Here is an 18,136-nt window from a genome sequence, read left to right as displayed (position 1 = left end):
CCCGGGGCCGGTGCCGAGGCGACGGGCTCAGGACGGTGACGCGCGGCCCCGGTTCCCTCTCCCGCCGAGGAGGGGGGCGACCGTCCGTGACGACGGCACGCGGAAGGCGCGGCCCGGCGTTCAGCATGCGTCAGACGGCGCTCGCGTTCGGGCTGGCGGCCGCGCTGCTCTGTGGCGCGGGGCTGGCGCTGCGGTCGCTGGTGCGGGCGGCGGGCGCCTACGGGCCGTTCGTCCTCGCGCTGGCCGTCCTGGTGGCCACCGCGCTTCTCGTGACCGCCGCGCGCTCCCGGCGCCGCCCCCGGGCGGTGGCACCGCCGCCGGCCGAGGGAGCGATGGTGCCGGCCGCGCGGGAGCCCGCCGCGTGGGAGCGGGCGGAGCCCGGGCCCGTGGGGGAGTCCGTCGCCCCCGAGCCCGAGCCCGTCCGGCCGGAGCCCGTGGAGCCGGTACCGGAGTCCGGACCCGTCGACTTCGCCTCCATGGACCCCCTGGTCTTCGAGCAGGCCGTGGCGGCGCTCTGCGAGCGGGACGGCTGCCGTGACGTGACGGTCGACGGAGGCGCGGGGGATCTCGGTGCCGATGTGACCGCCACGTCCCCCGGCGGGCTGCGCGTGGTCATCCAGTGCAAGCGCTACGGCCCGGTGAACAAGGTCGGCTCGCAGGACACCCAGCGCTTCGGCGGCACCTGCTTCGCGGTCCACGAGGCCGATGTCGCGGCGATCGTGACCACCGGCGAGTTCACCCGGCCCGCGGCCGACTACGCCGCCGAGTGCGGAATCCACTGCTTCGACCACCGGGCCCTGGCCGCCTGGGCGGACCGTACCGGCCCCGCGCCCTGGGAGGCGGCCGTACCCGCCCCGGGCACTCCTGTGGAGTAGGGCACCGGGCGGGGCGCGTACCGCGGGGCCGGGGCGGTGACATCCGCCCCGGCCCCGCGGTACGCGCGCCCTCGGTCAGCCGACGGTCCGGATGAGCTTCTTGTTGACGAACTCCTCGATCCCGGGCCGGCCCAGCTCGCGGCCGAAACCGGAGCGCTTGACCCCGCCGAAGGGGAGTTCGGCGCCCTCGGCACCGACGCCGTTGACGAAGACCATGCCGGCGTCGATCCGGTCGGCGACCCGCGCGGCCTGGGCCGGGTCGGTGGTGAAGACGTACGAGCCGAGCCCGTAGGGGGTGTCGTTGGCGATCCGCACCGCGTCCTCCTCGCCGGAGGCGCGGAAGACCATGGCCACCGGCCCGAACAGTTCCTCCCGGGCCGCCGGGTGCTCGGTGGTGAGACCGGTCAGGACCCCGGCCGGGAAGTACGCGCCGCGCCGCTCGCCGGTGCTGTGCAGGGTGGCGCCCTGGGCGACGGCCGCCTCGACCTGGCGGCCCAGGTTCTCGGCGGCGGCGGCCGACGACAGCGGTGCGCCGGTCTCGCCCGCGAGCAGCCTCGCGGTGAACCGCTCGACGAACTCGTCGTGGAGACGGTCGACCACCACGAACCGCTTGGCGGCGTTGCAGGCCTGTCCGGTGTTGTCGAGGCGGGCGGCGACGGCGGAGTCCACGACCGCGTCGAGGTCGTCGGTGGACAGGACGACGAAGGGGTCGGAGCCGCCGAGTTCGAGGACGACCTTCTTGAGGTGCCGCCCGGCGATCTCCGCGACGGCCGCGCCGGCCCGCTCGGAGCCCGTGAGGGAGACCCCCTGGACACGGGGGTCGGCGATGATCTCCGCGATCTGCTCATGGGTGGCGTAGACGTTGACATAGGCCCCGGTGGGGAAACCGGCCTCGGCGAACAGCTTCTCCAGCAGCGCGGCGGTGCCCGGGCACTGCGGCGCGTGCTTGAGCACAAGGGTGTTGCCGAGAGCGAGGTTCGGGGCGGCGAAGCGGGCGACCTGGTAGGCCGGGAAGTTCCAGGGCATGATGCCGAGGAGCACGCCCACCGGGCTGCGCCGGAGGACGGCGGTGCCGGGACCGGAGAGCAGATCGAGCGGTTCGTCCGCGAGGAACCCCTCGGCGTGGTCGGCGTAGTACCGGTAGATGTCGGCGCAGAAGTCGATCTCGCCCTCGGCCTCCGGGAGCGGCTTGCCCATTTCGAGGACGATGCTCGCGGCCAGCTCGGCCCGGTGCTCGGTGTGCAGCTCGCCGAGGCGCCGCAGCAGCGCGGCGCGCTCGGCCACGGAGCCGGCCCGCCCCCAGGCGGTGGCCGCGTGGGCGGCGTCGACGGCCGCCGCCACCTCGGCGTCCGTGGCGGTCGGGTAGGTAGCGGTGACCTCACCGGTGGTCGGGTCGGTGACGGCGTACATCATGCCTCCTGGAACGGGTTGGGGACGGTCGCGGCAACCGTCTGCCCTGAGTGTGGGCGTATGGGTGCGTCTGCCGCGCGCCGGGTGGGGGGAAACCTCACGGTTCGAGAATCGTCCGGCCGCCGGTGTTCGACCGGAGGTCGTCGAAGGCGGCCGCCGCCTCGCTCAGGGGACGGGTGCGCCCGACCAGGTCGTCCAGGGGCAGCCGGCCGGCCAGGTAGAGACGGGCCAGCTTGGGGATGTCGATCTCCCCGATGCTGGAGCCGTAGTTGCAGCCGAGGATGCGCTTGCCCTGGTCGGCGAGGTCGAACGGGTCGAACGCGGCCGTCGCGCCGGTCGCCGCCATGCCCACCAGGACCGCCGCGCCGCCCGAGGTGAGCATGGCCGGGAGGGTGCCGATGACCTTGGGACTGCCGATCGCCTCGAAGGCGTAGTCCACCCCGCCGAACTCGTCCTGGCACCAGGCGGCGACATCGGTCGCGGCACCGTCGAGGGTGTGGGTGGCGCCGAACCGCCGTGCCGTGGCGAGGCGGTCGGCCGAGAGGTCGACGGCGATGACGGGATCGGCTCCGACCAGCCGGAGGCCCATCACGACGGAGAGTCCGACCCCGCCCGTGCCGATGACCACCGCGGACTCGCCGGGGCGGACACCCGCCGTGTTCACGACGGCGCCGATTCCGGTCGTGACGGCGCAGCCGAGAAGGGCGCCGATACTGAACGGCAGCTCGTCCGGGACCTTCACCGCGGCCACCTCCGGCACGACCAGCCGCTCCGTGAAGGCCCCCAGGCCGAGGTAGGGCCACACCGGCTCGCCCCGGTCGTCGGCGAAGGCGGTGGTGCCGTCGGGGAGCATATTGGCGACGGCCTTGGTGCCGGTGCACAGCCACGCCGTCCCGGCCACGCATTTGCGGCAGCGGCGGCAGGGCGCGAACCAGGAGAGGACGACGTGGTCACCGGCCTTCAGCGAGGTGACGCCGGTCCCGACCGAGGTCACCACTCCGGCGGCCTCGTGCCCGAGGACCAGCGGGCGGTCGCTCGGCCAGTCGCCCGTCACGACATGCAGATCCGAGTGGCACACGCCCGCCGCGCGGACATCGATCTCGACCTCGCCCGGTCCGGCGGGCCGGAGCGACACCTCGCGTGAGGTCAGCCCCGACTCGGGGTCGAAGACGACGGCGGGGGAGAGCTTCGACGGCATCACGGTGCCTTCACCTCTTCGGTGGTCGGGGCGGTGGGTTCGGCGGCCGCGACGGCGGGGAGCCTGGTGTGGGGCTTGGCGATCAGGACATAGAGCAGACCGGCGGCGAAGAGGACCGAGAAGACCAGGATCACGGCCCAGACCTGCACCCAGCTGCCGTCGGCCGGGGCCAGCTCGACCCGGGGCCAGGCGATGTTGACGGCCTCGAAGAGCAGCCACACCACGGCCAGGACATTGATCACCAGGCCGGCCCGGCCCAGTCTGAGCAGTCCCGCGGCGGGCTTCCACCGGCCGGTCAGCCTGGCGACCAGCGCCACGACCGCCACGGCCAGGAAGATGAAGTAGAAACCGCCGGAGCCGAAGGCGATCAGTGTCGCGGCGGCGTTGCCGTTCAGCCCGAGCAGGAGTCCGAGGCTGGCGAGCCCGGCCGTCACGATGAGCGAGACATACGGGATCTGGCGCGGCCCGACGGTGGCGAGCTTCGAGGAGAAGGGGAGCTGGCGGTCGCGGGCGAAGGAGTAGACGGCGCGCCCGATGTACGTCTGGATCGAGATGGCGCAGGCGAAGAACGCGATCAGGATGAGGAGGACGAAGGGCTTCTCGCTCCATCCGCCCAGGCCCTGGGTCACGGCGGTGAAGACCGGGTCGGCGAGTTCGCCGGAGACGGCGTCCTCGGGGTTCCGCAGCGCGAGGGTCACCGCGAGCCCGGTCAGCAGGACCGTGAAGGCGACGAAGAGGTACGCCCGCAGCAGGGCCCGGGGGACGCTGCGCCGGGGGTGCTCGGTCTCCTCGGCCACCTGGGTGGTCGCGTCGAAGCCCAGGAAGGCCCAGCCGGCGACCGCGAGAGCGGTCAGAAAGCCCGCCAGGGCCGAGCCGCCGGAGACCGACTCGGCGCCCAGTGTCTCGAAGAGGATGCCGAAGCCGTTGTTGTGCACGAAAACCAGCAGGAACACACTCACCGCGATGGAGGCGACGCCCTCGGCGATGATCCCGGCGTTGAGGAAGTGCTTCACCGGATTGACGCCCAGGAGGTTGATCCCGAGGGCCACCGCGACGAAGACCACCCCCAGGAGCACATGGGCGCCCGCCGACAGCGTGCCGTCGCCGAAGAGCATGTGCAGCCAGGTCGCGCCCAGGTAGGCCACGGTGGTGAGGGACGCCACGGCCGACGCGAGGTAGATCCAGCCGACCAGCCAGCCGATCCGGGGCCCGCCCAGCCGGCGCACCCACTGGTAGACGCCGCCCGTGATCGGGAACTGGGACGACAGCTCCGCGTAGACCACGGCGACCGTCAGCTGCCCGAGGAAGGCCACCACGACCGCCCAGATCCACGCGGGGCCCGCGAAGACGAAGCCGAGCTGGACGACGGCGTAGACCCCGACGACGGGTGAGATCGTCGCGAATCCGATGGCGAACACCGCCCACGCGGAGAGGGTCCGTTTCAGCTCCTGCTGGTATCCGTACCCGGCGAGTTCGCCGGCATCGGTGCGAGTGTCGTCCACGATGGTCTCCTGTGCGGTGCTGCGCGCTGTTCCGTGTGCGCGGGCTGTGCCTGTGCCGCCGGCCCGGAAGGCCGGCGCAGGTGCGCCCCAGGCGCGGGTTCTCCCGGGAGTGGCGGTGACCACTCCCGCGCCGCTGGGGGCGGAATATCGCCCCTGAGCTGCGGTTTCTCGAATCCCGACGTTATTGGCTGTCTGACCAATTGCCGATTGGTCACTCACTCAATAGCATTCGCTCCATGACGTCAAGGGATTCCGGCCCCCGAACCCGCAAGGCGCCGACCGAGCGCCGCCACGAGATCATCCGCGCCGCCGCGCGGACAGGGCTCGCCGAAGGACTGGAGTGCATCACGCTGCGGCGGGTCGCCGACCAGCTCGGTGTCCGGCCCGGCCTGGTCAGCCACTACTTTCCCGTCGCCGACACCCTGGTCGCGGAAGCCTTCACCAGCGCCACCCTGGCCGAGCTCGACGGCCTCCTCCCGGAGGAGCCGCGAGGCCCCGGGCACGAGACCCCGCTGAGCACGCTCCGGCGCTTCTTCACCCTCATCGCGAGCACCGAGTTCGACAACGTCAGCAAGCTCTGGCTGAACGCGCGGCACCTGTCGCGCTACCGGCCCGCGCTCCGTGACCACGTCGTCGACCAGGAGCAGCTCTGGTGCCGCCGCATCGAGCGGCTCATCGCCGAGGGCACGCGGACACAGTCCTTCCGCTGCGCGAACCCGTGGACGGCGGCGGTACGCATCCTCGTCGCGATCGACGGGACCAGCGCCTACATCAACACCAGCGCCGACGCCCGTACCGCACCCATCGCCGACCTGGCCCGTACCACCGCGGAGACCGAACTCGCACTCCCGCCCGGCACCCTGGCCACCCCCTGAGACCCGGCACCCCGGCCGGCCCCTCCCTGGCCCTGCCCGGCGCCCAAGGGCCCGGCCAGGGCCAGGGGGCCGGGAAGCGGTGCGCGTACGGGCCGGCCCGCTCCCGTCCCTACTCCCGCCCGCCCCCGGACCCCGGCTCGGGGGCCCGGTCCCGGGGACCGTCCTGCTTCCCCTGGCCGTGCGGCACCGGGCAGGCCCCGATGCCGGGCACCGGACGCGTCCCCAGGTCCGCCGGCCGGTAGCCCCGGCGGTACCCCTTGATCTCCGGGTTCTGCCGCCCGAAGTGCGGTGCCCGCCGGGGCGGGAGCAGCCGGACCGCCCGGCCGCGCAGCCGCAGCGCCCGCTCGACCGCCCCGCGCAGCAGCGCCGGCGGCGCCGGGAAGCGGAACGCCTCCCGCAGGGGTTCGTCGAGCAGCGCGATGCCGGCCGCCCGCACCCCCGGCGCCAGGGCCCGCGGGTACCACGAGGCCATCAGCCCCAGCGTGGCGTCGGCGACCGCGCGACCGCCCTCGTCCCAGCCGAAGTGCTCCGACTCGTACGCGTCGAGACACGCCTCGAACTCCGCGAAGGTCTCCGGGATGTCCACGATCCCCAGGTGCCGGCCCAGGTGCCGGTAGTACGCGACACAGGCCCGCAGCTCGTGGCCGGTGAGCCGGCGCCAGCCGTACGCGTCGATCCAGCGCTTGGGCATCACGACGAAGGTGGACAGCACATACCGCATGTCGCCGTCGCCGATGTCGTAACTCCGGTGCATCCCATTGATCCGGCGGATCGCCGTCCGCCCCTGTTCGGCGCCGAAACCGTGCTCCACCACCGCGTCCAGCAACAGCACGGTGTCGTCGTACCGCTTCTGGGGCCGCTCGGTGAACTCCGCCGTACGGAACAGCAGCGACCCGATACTGGGCACCGCGTAGGTACGGAACAGGGCGAACTCCAGGGCGCGGCTGAAATCCCACGGGAACTCGTACGCGGCGATGAGCCGGTACATCGCGTGGAAGTCCCGCTCGGGGTCCATCCGCTGGATCTCCTTGAGCCGGTCGTACCGTTGCAACGCGCCCCCCTGGTCACCGTTCCGTGACCGCCATTCTCCCACCCGGTGCCCCTCCCCGGTCGCGTGCGGCGGTGGAAGCGGGCGGCACCCGATGAACGGGCGCGGGGGCACGACCGTGCATCTCTGGGAAGCGGCACGCGGGGAAACCGACCTCAACGGGGCCGTGCCGCACACGGACACGAACGCACAGAAGGAGTGAAGCGGTGGCTGCGCCGGTATCCGGGGAAGTGACGTCCAGGGAACGGGTGTCGCGGGAGACACTGTCCGGGAAAACGTTGTCCGATGAGCCCGGGCCGCTGGAGCTGGACACGGCCCGGGTGATCGGCATCGTCGGGACAGTCCTGCGCGCCGGGCCGGTGTCGGCGGGGCAGAGTTTCCACGCCTTCGGCGGCACCTCCCTCCAGGCGATGCGGGTGTGTCTGCGCATCGAGCGGGAGACCGGGGTGGCGATCGCCCCGGAGAGCCTGCTGGACAGCGACAGCCTGGGCGAGTTCGCGGAGATCGTCCTGGCGGCGGTGGCGGCGGTGACGGCGCGATGAGCACACCGGTCCTCATCCACGAGGCGGTGGCCCGGCAGACCTCGGCCACCCCCGGCGCCCTCGCCGTCGTCGCGGGCCACGAGAGCATGACCTACGCGGAACTCGACTCCGCCGCCGCCTTCTGCGCGGCCCGGCTGAGCGCCCTCGGCGTCGGCCCCGGCACCCTGGTGCCGGTCGCCCTGCCCCGGTCGGCGCGCCTGGTCGCGGTACTGCTCGCCGTGCTCCGGTGCGGAGCCGGATACGCGGCGCTGGACCACCGTTGGCCGCCCCGGCGGGTCCGTACCGTCCTGGAGACGCTGAAACCGCCGCTGTTCATCACCCGGGAACCCCCGCCCGGCCACCCCGTCCCCCTCTGGGCTCCCCCCGCCGGGGCGCCGCCGTGGACCGCGCCCGGCGGCTCTCCCGCGCCCGCGCAGGGAATCAGCGGTGACGATCCCGCGGCGGTGTTCTTCACCTCGGGAACGTCGGGCGTCCCCAAGGCCGTCGTCTCCCCGCACCGCGCCACCACCCGGCTGGCCCCCGACGCCGCGACCTGGACCGGCCCCCGGCGGGCCATGCTCCAGGCCGCGCCCGTCGCCTGGGACGCCTTCTCCCTGGAGGTCTGGGGACCGCTGATGACCGGGGGCCGCTGTGTGATGGCCGGGGGCGACCGGCTGATGCCCGGCACCCTGCGCTCCCTCGTGCGCGGGTCGGGGGTCGACACCGTCTTCCTGACCACCGCCCTGTTCAACCTGCTGGTCGAGGAGGACCTCGACTGCTTCAGCGGGCTGCGCACGGTGCTCACGGGGGGTGAGCGCATGTCCGTCCGGCACGCCCGCCTCTGCCGGGAGGCACACCCCGGGCTGACCCTGACCAACTGCTACGGACCGGTGGAGAGCTGTGTCTTCGCCACCACCGGGCCCGTCGGCGACGCGGAGTGCGCCGCACCCGGCGGAGTGCCCCTGGGCACCCCCGTCTCCCGCACCGGGATACACATCCTGTCCGGCGACGACCCCGTCGCGCCCGGAACCGTCGGCGAGATCTGCGTATCGGGGGAGGGGCTGGCCCGCGAGTACCTGGGAGATTCCCGGCTCACTGCCGAGAAGTTCCTTACCGTTTGTGTTGCGGGCACCCCGACCAGGATCTACCGCACCGGCGACCTCGGCGCGGTGGACGGCGACGGCGTCCTCCACTTCCGCGGCCGGGGCGACCGGCAGGTGAAGGTGGCCGGGCACCGCGTGGAGCCCCAGGAGATCGAGGAGGCGGGCCGCGCCGTCCCCGGCGTACGGGCGTGTGTCGTCACGGCCCAGCGCGACGGAACGGACGGCACCGTGCGACTGGCCCTGTTCTACACGACCGAACCCCCTGGCACCCCCGGCCACCGGGACCTTTCTCCGGCGGACCTCCGGCGCGAACTGGCGGCGGCCCTGCCCCCCTACCTCGTACCCCATCGCCTCTCCCGGCAGCCCGCCTTCCCGCTCACCCCCAACGGCAAGGTGGACCACGCCGCCCTGACGGCGCTGCTCGCCACCCCCCTCGACCCCGCCGCACTCCGATGAGACAGGAGCAGCCCATGGCGATCGGCCACCCCGCCGGCGACGGCCCCGCGCCGGTGAGCCATCCGATGTCGTACGAGCAGGAGGCGATCTGGCTCGACGACGCGCTGGGGGAGGGCGTCTCCCGTTACGTGGAGTCCTGGACCCACCGGCTCCACGGCGCCGTGGACGTCTCCGCCGTCGAAGCGGCGCTCACCGGGATCGTCCGGCGGCACGAGTCCCTGCGGAGCCGGCTGCGGCTGGTGGACGGGCAGCCCCGGCAGGAGGTGCTGCCGCCGCTGCCGGTACCGCTCGTCAGACGACGGGTGACGCCCGGCGGCCTGGACGCCGCCGTCCGCGAGGCCGTCTCGGGCCCGCTGCCGCTGGACGAGCCGCCCCTGCTCCGCGCCACCCTCATCGAACCGGGCGACGGCGCGGCGGTGCTGGCCGTCGCCCTGCACCACGCGGTCGTCGACGGCTGGTCCCTGCATCTGCTCGACGAGGAATTCAGCGCCCTGTACCGACAGGCACGGGGGGAGCCCGGACCCGCGCTGCCCGGGCTGCCCCTCCACCTCGGCCCGTACGCCCGCGCGCAACGGGAGCGGGAACCCGGGGCCGACACCGTCGCCCACTGGCGGGAGACCCTGGCCGGCATCCCCCTGGAGTCCACCTTCCCGCTCGACCGGCCGCGCCCGGAACTGCTCGGCCACCGGGGCGCGGTGACCGGATTCACCGTGGACCGGGAGCTCGCCACCCGGCTGCGCCGGCTCTGCCACCAGCTCAGGGCCACCCCGTTCGTGGTCTGCGCCGCGGCCCTCACCGCGCTCATCGGCCGCCACGGCGAACAGCGCGACATCGTCCTCGGCGCCCCGGTCTCCCGGCGCGCCGGTCTCGCCACCGAATCCATGGTCGCCTGCCTCGCCGAAGCCCTGCCGCTGCGGCTGCGCCTGGAACCGGAGCGGTCCTTCCGGGAGCTGGTCGCCCGGACACGCGCCACCGTCCGCGCGGTCACGGCGCACAGCCAGATGCCGTACACCCGGCTCGTGGCCCTGGCCGGGGTGCGCCCCAGCCGCGCCCGGATGTCGCTCTTCCAGGTCGTTCTGACCGTGGACGACGGCCAGGCCCCGGGACTCTCGCTGCCCGGGGTGCGCGCCGAGCGCCTGTACCCGCACAACGGAACGGCGAAGTTCGACGTCTTCGTCCACCTCGTCCCGGAGAACGGCACCTACCGGGGCCGGCTGGAGTACGCGGCGGACCTCTTCACCCCCGCCACCGGCCGGCGCCTCGCCGAGCGCTTCCTCGCCCTGCTGACGGACGCCGTGGCCCGCCCCGACACGGCCGTGGCGGAGCTGACCGCGCTCACCGCCGAGGACCGCGCACGGGTCACCGGGACCTGGGCCCACGGCCCCGCCGCCACCCCCGGCGCGCCCCTGGCGCACGAGGCGTTCGCCCGCGCGGCGGCGCGCACCCCGGACGCTCCGGCGGCCGTCCACGGGAGCGAGCGGCTGACCTACGCGGAGCTGGACGCCGCCGCCGGCGCGGTGGCCGCGAGACTGGTCGCGGACGGACACGGCCGGGGCCGGATCGGGGTGCTGCTGGAGCGCTCCCTCGATCTGCCGGTCGCCGTGCTCGCGGTGCTCAAGGCGGGCGGTTGCTGTGTCCCCCTCGACCCGTCCTACCCGGCGGAACGGCTCCACTTCATGCTCGACGACAGCCGGGTGGAGGTGGTCCTGACGGACCGCGGCCCCCTCCACGACCGCCTCGCGGGCCGGGCCGGTGTCCGGCCGCTCCCCCTGGACGAGGCACGGGCCGGCGCCCCGGCGGCGGCCCGGGGCGACCGCGCGCTCGGGGAGCTGCCGCGCGACATCCACCGCGACGACCCCGCCTACATGGTGTACACCTCCGGCTCCACCGGCCGGCCCAAGGGCGTGGTGCTGCCCCACCGCACGCTCGCCGCCGTCGTCGACCAGCAGGTCCGCCGCTCCTCCGCGACGGGGAGCGGCACCGGACGAACCGCGCAACTCGCCCCCATGAGCTTCGATGTGGCCTTCCAGGAGCTGTTCGCCACCTGGGCCGCCGGCGGCACCCTCGTCCTGGTCGACGAGGCCGTGCGGCGCGATCCCGCCGCGCTGCTCGCCCTGGTCGAGAACGCCGCCATCGAGCGGATCTTCCTCCCCTGTGTCGCCCTTCAGCAGCTCGCCGAGTACGCCGCGTCCACCGGCGGGCGGCCCTGCCCCGCCCTGCGCGAGGTCATCAGCGCCGGCGAGCAGCTCTTCCTCACCCCGGCCGTCAGACGCTTCTTCACGGTGAACACCGCGGCCGTGCTCGACAACCAGTACGGCCCGTCCGAGACGCATGTCGTCACCGCCGGACGGCTCACCGGCCCGCCCGAGCACTGGCCGGACCGCGCGGACATCGGGCGCCCGCTGCCCGGCGCGCGCATCCTCATCCTCGACGAACAGCTCTCCCCGGTGCCCCCCGGCGCGGTCGGCGAGATCTGCATCGGCGGTGAGAGCGTCGCCCTCGGCTACCATGAACGGCCCGAGCTGACCCGGCGGAAGTTCGTCCGGGACCCGTTCACCTCCCGCCCCGCCACGCTGTACCGCAGCGGCGACCGGGGCTCCTTCCGTCCCGACGGCACGATCGTCTTCCACGGCCGGCGCGACGGCCAGGTCAAGGTCCGGGGCCACCGGGTCGAACTCGGCGAGATCGAGTCCGCGGTCAAGGCCGTCCCCGGAGTCGCCGACGCCGTGGTCACGGCCGATGTCTCCGCCGCCCGCACCACCCGGCTCGTGGCCCACTACGTGCCGGCCGGCCGGGACGCCCCCGACGCGGAAGGGCTGCGCGGCGCCCTGCGGCAGTCGCTGCCCGACGCCCTGGTCCCCTCCCTGCTGCTGCCGCTGCCCCGGCTCCCCCTCACCCCCAGCGGCAAGGTGGACCGGGCCGCGCTCTCCGCCCCCGGGCGGGTTCCGGACGGACGGGAAGCGCCCGGAACGGCGACCGCCCCGCCGGCCACCGAACCGGAACGCCGCATGGCGGCCATCTGGCGCGAGGTCCTCGGCGTGGAACGGATCGGGGTGGACGATGACTTCTTCTCCGTCGGCGGGGACTCCCTGCTCGTGGTGCGGCTGCTGCTCCGGGTGCACGAGGAGTGGGGCGTACGGCTGGGCCTCGCGTCCTTCTTCGCGGCGCCGACGGTCCGGCGGATGGCCGCACTCCTGGCCGGCACCGCGCACCGGCCCGCCCTGCCCGACCTGAGCGGCGACATCGAACTGCCCCCCGGGATCGTCCCCGCGTCCGGGGCGCGCCGGACACCACCGGCGAGCCCCGAGCGGGTCCTGCTCACCGGAGGCACCGGCTTCCTCGGCACCTTCCTGCTCGCCGAAGTGCTCCGTACCACCGACGCCACCGTGCACTGCCTCGTCCGCGCCTGCGACGCGCCCACCGGCGCCAAGCGGCTGCGCGCGGCGCTCGACGGATACGGGCTCTGGCACGACGACTTCACGGACCGGATCGCGGCCGTGCCGGGAGACCTGACCCGGCAGCGGCTCGGCCTCACCGCCGACACCTTCGACCGGCTCGCCCGCCGCGTCGACGCCGTCTACCACGCGGGCGCCGCGGTGAACCTCGCCCACTCGTACGAGCAGCTCCGGGCCGCCAATGTGCACGGCACGGCGGAGGTGCTCCGGCTGGCGGCGCTCCACCGCACGGTGCCCCTGCACCACATCTCGACGGTCGGGGTCCACTCGGGCCGCGCTCCCGGCGGCGGCCCCGTACCCCCGACGGAGCCACTGCCTCCGGCCGCGAGCCTGCGGAACGGCTACGCCCAGAGCAAGTGGGCGGCCGAAACACTGCTGGAGCGGGCGCGGGAACGCGGACTGCCCGTGTCGGTCTACCGTCCCTCGCGGATCTGGGGCGCGTCCGACACGGGTCTGTGCCAGACCTCCGACTACCTCTGGCTCCTGCTCAAGGGGTGCGTCGAGGCGGGCCGCGCCCCCGAGGACCTGGTGGAGGGCTTCGACCTGGTTCCCGTGGACTATGTCAGCGCGGCCGTCGTCGCCCTGTCCCGCGATCCCCGCGCGGCGAACCGCACCTTCCATCTGGCGAGCGGGCACCGGCTCTCCCTCGCCCGGACGGTCGGGTGGCTGCGCTCGCTCGGCTACGCCATCGAGGGCGTCCCGCTGGGGGAGTGGCGCCGGGCCGTCGAGAGCGACGCCGCCAACACGGCCTTCCCGCTGCTTCCCCTGCTGCCGGCGGGGGCGGCCGGCGGGGGGACACCGCACGGCGACGGCGTGGCCTTCGACGCGACGAGCACCCGGGAGGCGCTGCGGGGGAGCGGTGTCGTCCCCCCGCGGATGGACCGCGAACTCTTCGCCGCCCAGGTCGCCTCGTTCATCCGGCTGGGCTTCCTGCCGCCACCGGCGCGGTAACCGCCGCGCACCGCCGGCGGGGCACGCGTGCCCCGCCGGCCCGGCCGCCACCGCGCCGTGCGGCGGGCAGGCGGGAGGCCTTCGCGAGCGCCTCCCGCCGAACGACCCGGGTCAGGACGCGATTCTCGGCCCCCAGGCGTGCCGGTCCCGCAGGGCCGCCTTCCTCCCGAGGTGGCCCTCCCGGACCAGGACCGCGAGGGAGTCCAGGATGACGCGCGAGCTGAGCAGCGCCGTCTGTTCCGCCCAGTCGTACGGGGGAGCGCATTCGACGACTTCCAGTCCGGCGAGACCGGGGGCCGAGATCATCCTGATGAGGTTCAGGGCTTCCCTCGGCAGCAGTCCGCCCGGCTCCGGCCAGCCGGTCCCGGGCACGAAGCCCGCGTCGATGACGTCGATGTCGAAGGAGAGGTACACCGCCTTGGCGCCCTTCCACGCCGTCTCCAGCGCGATCTCCGCGACCTTCTCGATACCGACCCGTTCGACATCCCCCACCGTGATGATGGTGGTGCCACGCTCACGCCCGACCTTGACGCCGGCTCGTGGCGACTGCCAGCCGCCGATGCCGATCTGGACGAGGTTCGTCGCGGGGGCGTTCTTGATGTTCGTCGCGTGGAACCACGGCGTGGTGTGCATGCGCTCATCCAGGTCGGTCTCCTGGGTGTCCACATGCCGGTCGAAGTGGATGATGCCGATGTTCCCGTCGACGTACGGCGTCATTCCCCGGATCGTCGGATATCCGATGGAGTGGTCACCGCCCAGGATGACCGGGAAGACGCCGCGCTGGTACACATGCGCCATCGCCTGGCTGATCTGGTCGAACGACTTCTCCAGATTGCCGGGGATGGTGAACACGTCGCCGATGTCGACGATGTTCAGCTGTTCGCGCAGATCGACACCGAGTTCAAAGCAGTAGGTGCCGAACAGATTCGTCGACCGCCGGATTCCCTGCGGTCCGAACCGGGCCCCGGGCCGGTAGGTGGCACCCGAGTCGAGAGGTGCCCCGAACACGGCGACCTCGGCGTCCTCGACCTGGTTGACGTCCTCCAGGAAGGGGGTCTTGAGGAAGGTTCCCCGCTCACCCGCGAAGTGCGGCAGTTCACCGCGGGAGAACGTGGGAATCGTCCTGTCGACGAGTGTCGGCGATCCGGGCAGTCCGAAGGCGAGCCCCCGCTCGATCTCCTCGTCGTGCCGGAAGAGCGAGATCCGCTGTTCGGCGTCCTGGGCCCACCTGCCCTCCTTCATGGCGAAGGCGTCGCTGTGGGAGTGGCTGTGCGCGTGGGAGTGCGGGTGTGCGTGTGCGGGGCCGGAACCGGGCGGTGTGCCCCGGTCCTCGGGGGGAGAGTCGTTCCCCGATGATGCCGTGGTGATGTCCTGCTCACGGGGCTCGGGTGTTTTCGGCATTTCAGCCTCCAACGAGGCCGTCTTTACGCGGAACCGGTACGGCCACCCTCGTCGGCGGGCGCTCTGATAGCACCTCACCGGCACCATAGCACCGAAGCGCGAACGGTTCAGGGCACACCCGGTGTAGACGGCATGTGGTCCGTGGCGGGAGTGCGCGTCCACTCCCGGCCACGGGCGTTTCGGCGGTGCCGTTGTGTCGCGCGCCCGCGCCACCGCCGCCCGGCGCGCGCGGATCAGCCTGCCGGGAGGGCGACCAGCAGATCGCCGACGGTGCCGTCGGCGTCGGGGCGGTAGTACTCACGGATGGAGGCGTCCCAGGCGCCGGAGGCGACGCGGTCCTCCCCGTCGGGGCCCAGGGCGTCGAAGAGCGCCTCGATGTTGGCCGGAGCGAAGCCGATCGCGAGCATCAGGGCGGTGAACTCCGAACGCCCCACCCGGCCGTCGCCCCGCAGGTCGCCGACGGTGGACAGAGCGGCGGCGAACTCCGCGGCGGCCCCGTCGAACTTCTCGGGCGCCAGCACGCAGGCCACGTACTCGTCGAAGTCGACCCTGCCGTCGCCGTCCGTGTCCAACTCGCCGACCAGCGTCTCCCAGTACCGCCGGAACGCCACCGCCACGGCCTCCTGCGCCGTCGGCTCCGCGCCGGGGACGGCGGCCCGCACCCGGTCCGCCATCAAGGTGAAGTCCTCCGCCTCCAGGACTCCGTTGCCGTTGGCGTCGAAGAGGGTGAAGACGAGCTGGACCCGGTTGAGCGCTTCCGTCCGCATCGAAGGTGCTGCCTCTCATGAAGCCGGGATGCCATCAAGTGGCCCGCCGGGGAGTGGTGTTGTCCTCCACTGTGGTCCCTCCGCCCGGGGGTTTCGGCCGCCCCTGGCTCAATCCACCGGATTGGGTGAACACGCGGCACAGGGCCACCGGATGGCGGCGGGCCGGCCGCCGGGGGAGCCCGTGCCCCGTCGCCGGCCGGGCTCGCCCTGCCTGATCCGGAAGAAACTCCCTAGGCGGCGAACGCGATGAGCAGGCTCATGAAGGCGCCGAACCCGAGGAGACCGAGGACCGCCCCGGCCGCCGCGACCCACAGCCGTCCGACGCCGCGCCGTCCGTAGCGCACGCCCGTCATTCCGAAGGTGAGGGCGAGCGCGCCGGCGAGCGCGGTGAACGGGGTGAGGAAGAAGAGCCGGGGCACCGCTGTCCCGAGGACGGAGACGACGCCGAAGAAGAGCGCTGTGGGGCCCAGGAGAACGGCTGGTGACGCGGCGGGGTCGGGCACGGTCCGCTCGGACATGACCTGCTCCTCGTATTTGAACGCGTTCAGATATGCCGATCGTACTCCTGGCGCCGAGCGGTCCGACAGCGGGAAAGGCGGGCGGGGCGGCCAGGGGCGGCACGCGCGGAGGGCGCCTGCGGTGGCCGGGCGTCACATCGAGGGGGTGGGGGGCGTTCAGCGGGTCCCGCCGGGGCGGACCCGGATGCCGCGATCCCTGACTCGCCGCCTGTCCACGGCCGGACCCGGTCCGTGCGCGGGTCCGTGCCCCGCGTTCCGTCGGTCGGCAGGGGCGCGCTGTTCCGGGCCGCGCGGGCGGAGTCCCCTGGGCGCGGGCGACGCTGTCGCACTCCTGTGCCGGGTGGGGAGATCTTCCCTGGGTTGTTCGCGCTGTTCCGGCCGGCGCCCGCGCGCGCCAGGGGCCGAGGCGCTGCTCACGGATCTGGCGGTGGCGTTCCCCGCCCGGGCCGCCGCGGGCGGTCAGGGGCCGTCCGGGGCGGGCCGCGACACCGGCGCCGGGTCATGGCGGAGCCGCCCTCCGGGGAGGACGGCTCTCTTCTGAGGGGCGGCGACGGTCAGTAACGGACCCACAGCTCGTAGACGCCGACCTTCCCGGAGAACGGCTTGCAGAGGTAGAGCGCTCCGTTGAGGGGCCGGAGTGCTTCACCGGCCGCCTGACAGGCGGCCTGCGAGGCGTGGTGGCTGTGGACCCAGAATCCCATGCTGGCGGAGGCCGAGGAGGCGCTGCCGAGGGTGAGTGCGGCGGTGGCGAAGACGGTGGCCGCGATGGCCCCGAGACGCATTCTCATGAACATAACTCCCTTGTCCGAGCGGTGATGTGGTGTGCCATCAGGAGTTGTGCGAGCCGCTCCGGTTGAAGATCCGGAACGGGCAAGCAGAAACGTAGCGGGGCCGATCACAGGGCACAAGAGGTCTACACCAGTAGACCTGAAACGCTTTCGAACTGGGGTGATGCGGTCGGATGGCGCATCCGGATCATCCGGGGACAGCGCGCGGCTCCCCGCCCTGCGCCCTCTCGCGCGCGTACCGGGACGGCGGGGAGGGTGCGCGGACGGGGACGCGGACATTCATGGGGAGAGGAGGGCCTGATCGCGCCCGGGCGGGGCATCCGCGACACATGACCGGAGAACGCTCCACATCCCCCCGGATGTCACGGAGAAGGACTGCCCTGAGGCTGCTGATCATGACTCTGGGGGCAGTCGCGCTGGTCGGGTTCTCGATCGTGCTCGCCCGGCTGACCCTGACTCCGTCCACCGCGTCCGCCGATATCGCCGGGGCCAATCTCCAGCCCGGCCGTTCGCTGAGACAGTACGCCGAGGAGTACACCTTCCTCGCCGCCTGCAAACAGATCGGCGGCAATCTGCTGCTCGGAGTGCCCTTCGGACTGATTCTGCCGGTCCTGGTGGCGCGCCGGCTGCGGATGCTGCGGGTGGTGCTGTCGGCCGCCGTGGTGATGGTGCTGGTGGAACTGGTGCAGGGTGCCATCGTCGAGGGCCGGGCCTTCGACGTGGACGATGTCATCCTCAACACCACCGGGGCGCTGATCGCCTATCTCCTGGTGGGACGGTGGATCGGCCACCATTTCCACGCCCTGTCGAGGCCGGAGCCCGAGCCGGTCCCCGCCCCGGACCGGGAACCTCCGCAAGCGCCGCCGCCCCCGCCCGAGCCGGCCCCGGCGGCGCAACCGCCCGTGGTGCCCGCGAACGGCACGGAGAAGTGGGGCAGCGGCTGGGCGGGTGCGGTGCGCCGGCTCAAGCAGGGGCGCCGGCGGGTTCCATGACGCCGGTGATGTGGTGCGGCGGTGATGCGGTGCGGCGTGCAGGTGTGCGCGCCGCGCCCGCCCCGGGGCCGTGGGTCCTCGCGCATCCGTCCTCCGCCACCCGTGCCCGGGCGGGCCGCTGTACGCTCCGGCCACCCTCGCCGGACCCCGGGCAGGGCTCGACACCGCGCCCTGCCCGGGGTCCGGGGCATGTCCCGGGGCCCACGGCGCTGGGGAGTTTCTTTCGGATCGGGCCGGATCGGTGAGCGGGGTCCGGTGCCGTGGATCGCGAGGCGG

The 18,136-nt window shown here is 73.4% G+C and carries 14 protein-coding genes and 1 riboswitch; of the genes, 6 read left to right on the top strand and 8 right to left on the bottom strand.

Translation table 11 applies throughout. The features are described 5' to 3' along the window. The first annotated feature begins 86 nt into the window (after nucleotides 1-86). A complete protein-coding gene (locus ACWCRA_RS34840) occupies nucleotides 87-875 on the top strand; it encodes a restriction endonuclease (RefSeq protein WP_451069444.1) in 789 nt (262 codons plus the stop codon). A gap of 75 nt (nucleotides 876-950) precedes the next feature. Here ACWCRA_RS34840 and ACWCRA_RS34835 read toward each other — a convergent pair whose 3' ends face one another. The 3 genes from ACWCRA_RS34835 to ACWCRA_RS34825 form a co-directional block, all read right to left on the bottom strand. Further along, nucleotides 951-2,288: an NAD-dependent succinate-semialdehyde dehydrogenase gene (locus ACWCRA_RS34835; protein WP_451069443.1), complete on the bottom strand. Its 1,338-nt coding sequence runs from the start codon at nucleotides 2,286-2,288 to the stop codon at nucleotides 951-953. A gap of 94 nt (nucleotides 2,289-2,382) precedes the next feature. Beyond that, nucleotides 2,383-3,483, bottom strand: coding sequence for an alcohol dehydrogenase catalytic domain-containing protein (locus ACWCRA_RS34830; protein ID WP_451069442.1), 1,101 nt, complete (start codon nucleotides 3,481-3,483; stop codon nucleotides 2,383-2,385). Then, the gene (locus ACWCRA_RS34825; RefSeq protein ID WP_451069441.1) at nucleotides 3,483-4,985 is read right to left on the bottom strand and encodes an APC family permease; all 1,503 of its coding nucleotides are present in this window, start codon (nucleotides 4,983-4,985) and stop codon (nucleotides 3,483-3,485) included. Before ACWCRA_RS34825 ends, ACWCRA_RS34830 begins: the two co-directional genes overlap by 1 nt. Before the next feature lie 236 nt (nucleotides 4,986-5,221). On the opposite strand from ACWCRA_RS34825, the gene ACWCRA_RS34820 reads away from it, so the two are divergent. Beyond that, nucleotides 5,222-5,860 (top strand): TetR/AcrR family transcriptional regulator, encoded by a 639-nt coding sequence (locus ACWCRA_RS34820; protein WP_351559327.1) that lies wholly within the window; start codon nucleotides 5,222-5,224, stop codon nucleotides 5,858-5,860. 109 nt (nucleotides 5,861-5,969) lie between these two features. Here ACWCRA_RS34820 and ACWCRA_RS34815 read toward each other — a convergent pair whose 3' ends face one another. Further along, complete coding sequence (locus ACWCRA_RS34815) at nucleotides 5,970-6,911, bottom strand: oxygenase MpaB family protein (RefSeq protein ID WP_451069440.1); 942 nt, start codon at nucleotides 6,909-6,911, stop codon at nucleotides 5,970-5,972. Between the two features lie 275 nt (nucleotides 6,912-7,186). Between ACWCRA_RS34815 and ACWCRA_RS34810 the strand changes: the two genes are divergently transcribed. From ACWCRA_RS34810 to ACWCRA_RS34800, 3 genes are read left to right on the top strand one after another with little or no spacing between them, the layout of a single operon-like run. Further along, complete coding sequence (locus tag ACWCRA_RS34810; protein WP_451069439.1) at nucleotides 7,187-7,450, top strand: acyl carrier protein; 264 nt, start codon at nucleotides 7,187-7,189, stop codon at nucleotides 7,448-7,450. Next, on the top strand, nucleotides 7,447-8,988 hold the full coding sequence (locus ACWCRA_RS34805) for an AMP-binding protein (RefSeq protein WP_451069438.1): 1,542 nt from the start codon (nucleotides 7,447-7,449) through the stop codon (nucleotides 8,986-8,988). Before ACWCRA_RS34810 ends, ACWCRA_RS34805 begins: the two co-directional genes overlap by 4 nt. Nucleotides 8,989-9,002: 14 nt before the next feature. After that, complete coding sequence (locus ACWCRA_RS34800) at nucleotides 9,003-13,394, top strand: non-ribosomal peptide synthetase (protein WP_451069437.1); 4,392 nt, start codon at nucleotides 9,003-9,005, stop codon at nucleotides 13,392-13,394. A gap of 111 nt (nucleotides 13,395-13,505) precedes the next feature. Here ACWCRA_RS34800 and ACWCRA_RS34795 read toward each other — a convergent pair whose 3' ends face one another. From ACWCRA_RS34795 to ACWCRA_RS34780, 4 genes are all read right to left on the bottom strand, one after another. Then, nucleotides 13,506-14,795: an agmatinase family protein gene (locus ACWCRA_RS34795; RefSeq protein ID WP_451069436.1), complete on the bottom strand. Its 1,290-nt coding sequence runs from the start codon at nucleotides 14,793-14,795 to the stop codon at nucleotides 13,506-13,508. Between the two features lie 11 nt (nucleotides 14,796-14,806). Next, nucleotides 14,807-14,873, bottom strand: a riboswitch (guanidine-III (ykkC-III) riboswitch). Nucleotides 14,874-15,028: 155 nt separating this feature from the next. Then, on the bottom strand, nucleotides 15,029-15,562 hold the full coding sequence (locus ACWCRA_RS34790) for an EF-hand domain-containing protein (protein WP_351557886.1): 534 nt from the start codon (nucleotides 15,560-15,562) through the stop codon (nucleotides 15,029-15,031). 230 nt (nucleotides 15,563-15,792) lie between these two features. Further along, nucleotides 15,793-16,080 (bottom strand): hypothetical protein, encoded by a 288-nt coding sequence (locus tag ACWCRA_RS34785; RefSeq protein WP_451069435.1) that lies wholly within the window; start codon nucleotides 16,078-16,080, stop codon nucleotides 15,793-15,795. A 554-nt stretch (nucleotides 16,081-16,634) separates the two neighbouring features. Continuing rightward, nucleotides 16,635-16,868, bottom strand: coding sequence for a hypothetical protein (locus tag ACWCRA_RS34780; protein ID WP_351557890.1), 234 nt, complete (start codon nucleotides 16,866-16,868; stop codon nucleotides 16,635-16,637). Between the two features lie 395 nt (nucleotides 16,869-17,263). On the opposite strand from ACWCRA_RS34780, the gene ACWCRA_RS34775 reads away from it, so the two are divergent. Continuing rightward, the gene (locus ACWCRA_RS34775) at nucleotides 17,264-17,860 is read left to right on the top strand and encodes a VanZ family protein (RefSeq protein ID WP_351557892.1); all 597 of its coding nucleotides are present in this window, start codon (nucleotides 17,264-17,266) and stop codon (nucleotides 17,858-17,860) included. The last annotated feature ends 276 nt before the right edge of the window (nucleotides 17,861-18,136 follow it).

It is taken from the genome of Streptomyces sp. NPDC001889 (assembly GCF_053594535.1).
This window is presented reverse-complemented; position numbering and strand designations above follow the sequence as displayed.

Coding starts and splice junctions, on each gene's coding strand:
- ACWCRA_RS34835 (WP_451069443.1), bottom strand. CDS start 2,288: ATGATGTACGCCGTCACCGACCCGACCACCGGTGAGGTCACCGCTACC.
- ACWCRA_RS34830 (WP_451069442.1), bottom strand. CDS start 3,483: ATGCCGTCGAAGCTCTCCCCCGCCGTCGTCTTCGACCCCGAGTCGGGG.
- ACWCRA_RS34820 (WP_351559327.1), top strand. CDS start 5,222: ATGACGTCAAGGGATTCCGGCCCCCGAACCCGCAAGGCGCCGACCGAG.
- ACWCRA_RS34805 (WP_451069438.1), top strand. CDS start 7,447: ATGAGCACACCGGTCCTCATCCACGAGGCGGTGGCCCGGCAGACCTCG.
- ACWCRA_RS34800 (WP_451069437.1), top strand. CDS start 9,003: ATGGCGATCGGCCACCCCGCCGGCGACGGCCCCGCGCCGGTGAGCCAT.
- ACWCRA_RS34795 (WP_451069436.1), bottom strand. CDS start 14,795: ATGCCGAAAACACCCGAGCCCCGTGAGCAGGACATCACCACGGCATCA.
- ACWCRA_RS34790 (WP_351557886.1), bottom strand. CDS start 15,562: ATGCGGACGGAAGCGCTCAACCGGGTCCAGCTCGTCTTCACCCTCTTC.
- ACWCRA_RS34785 (WP_451069435.1), bottom strand. CDS start 16,080: ATGTCCGAGCGGACCGTGCCCGACCCCGCCGCGTCACCAGCCGTTCTC.
- ACWCRA_RS34780 (WP_351557890.1), bottom strand. CDS start 16,868: ATGAGAATGCGTCTCGGGGCCATCGCGGCCACCGTCTTCGCCACCGCC.
- ACWCRA_RS34775 (WP_351557892.1), top strand. CDS start 17,264: ATGACTCTGGGGGCAGTCGCGCTGGTCGGGTTCTCGATCGTGCTCGCC.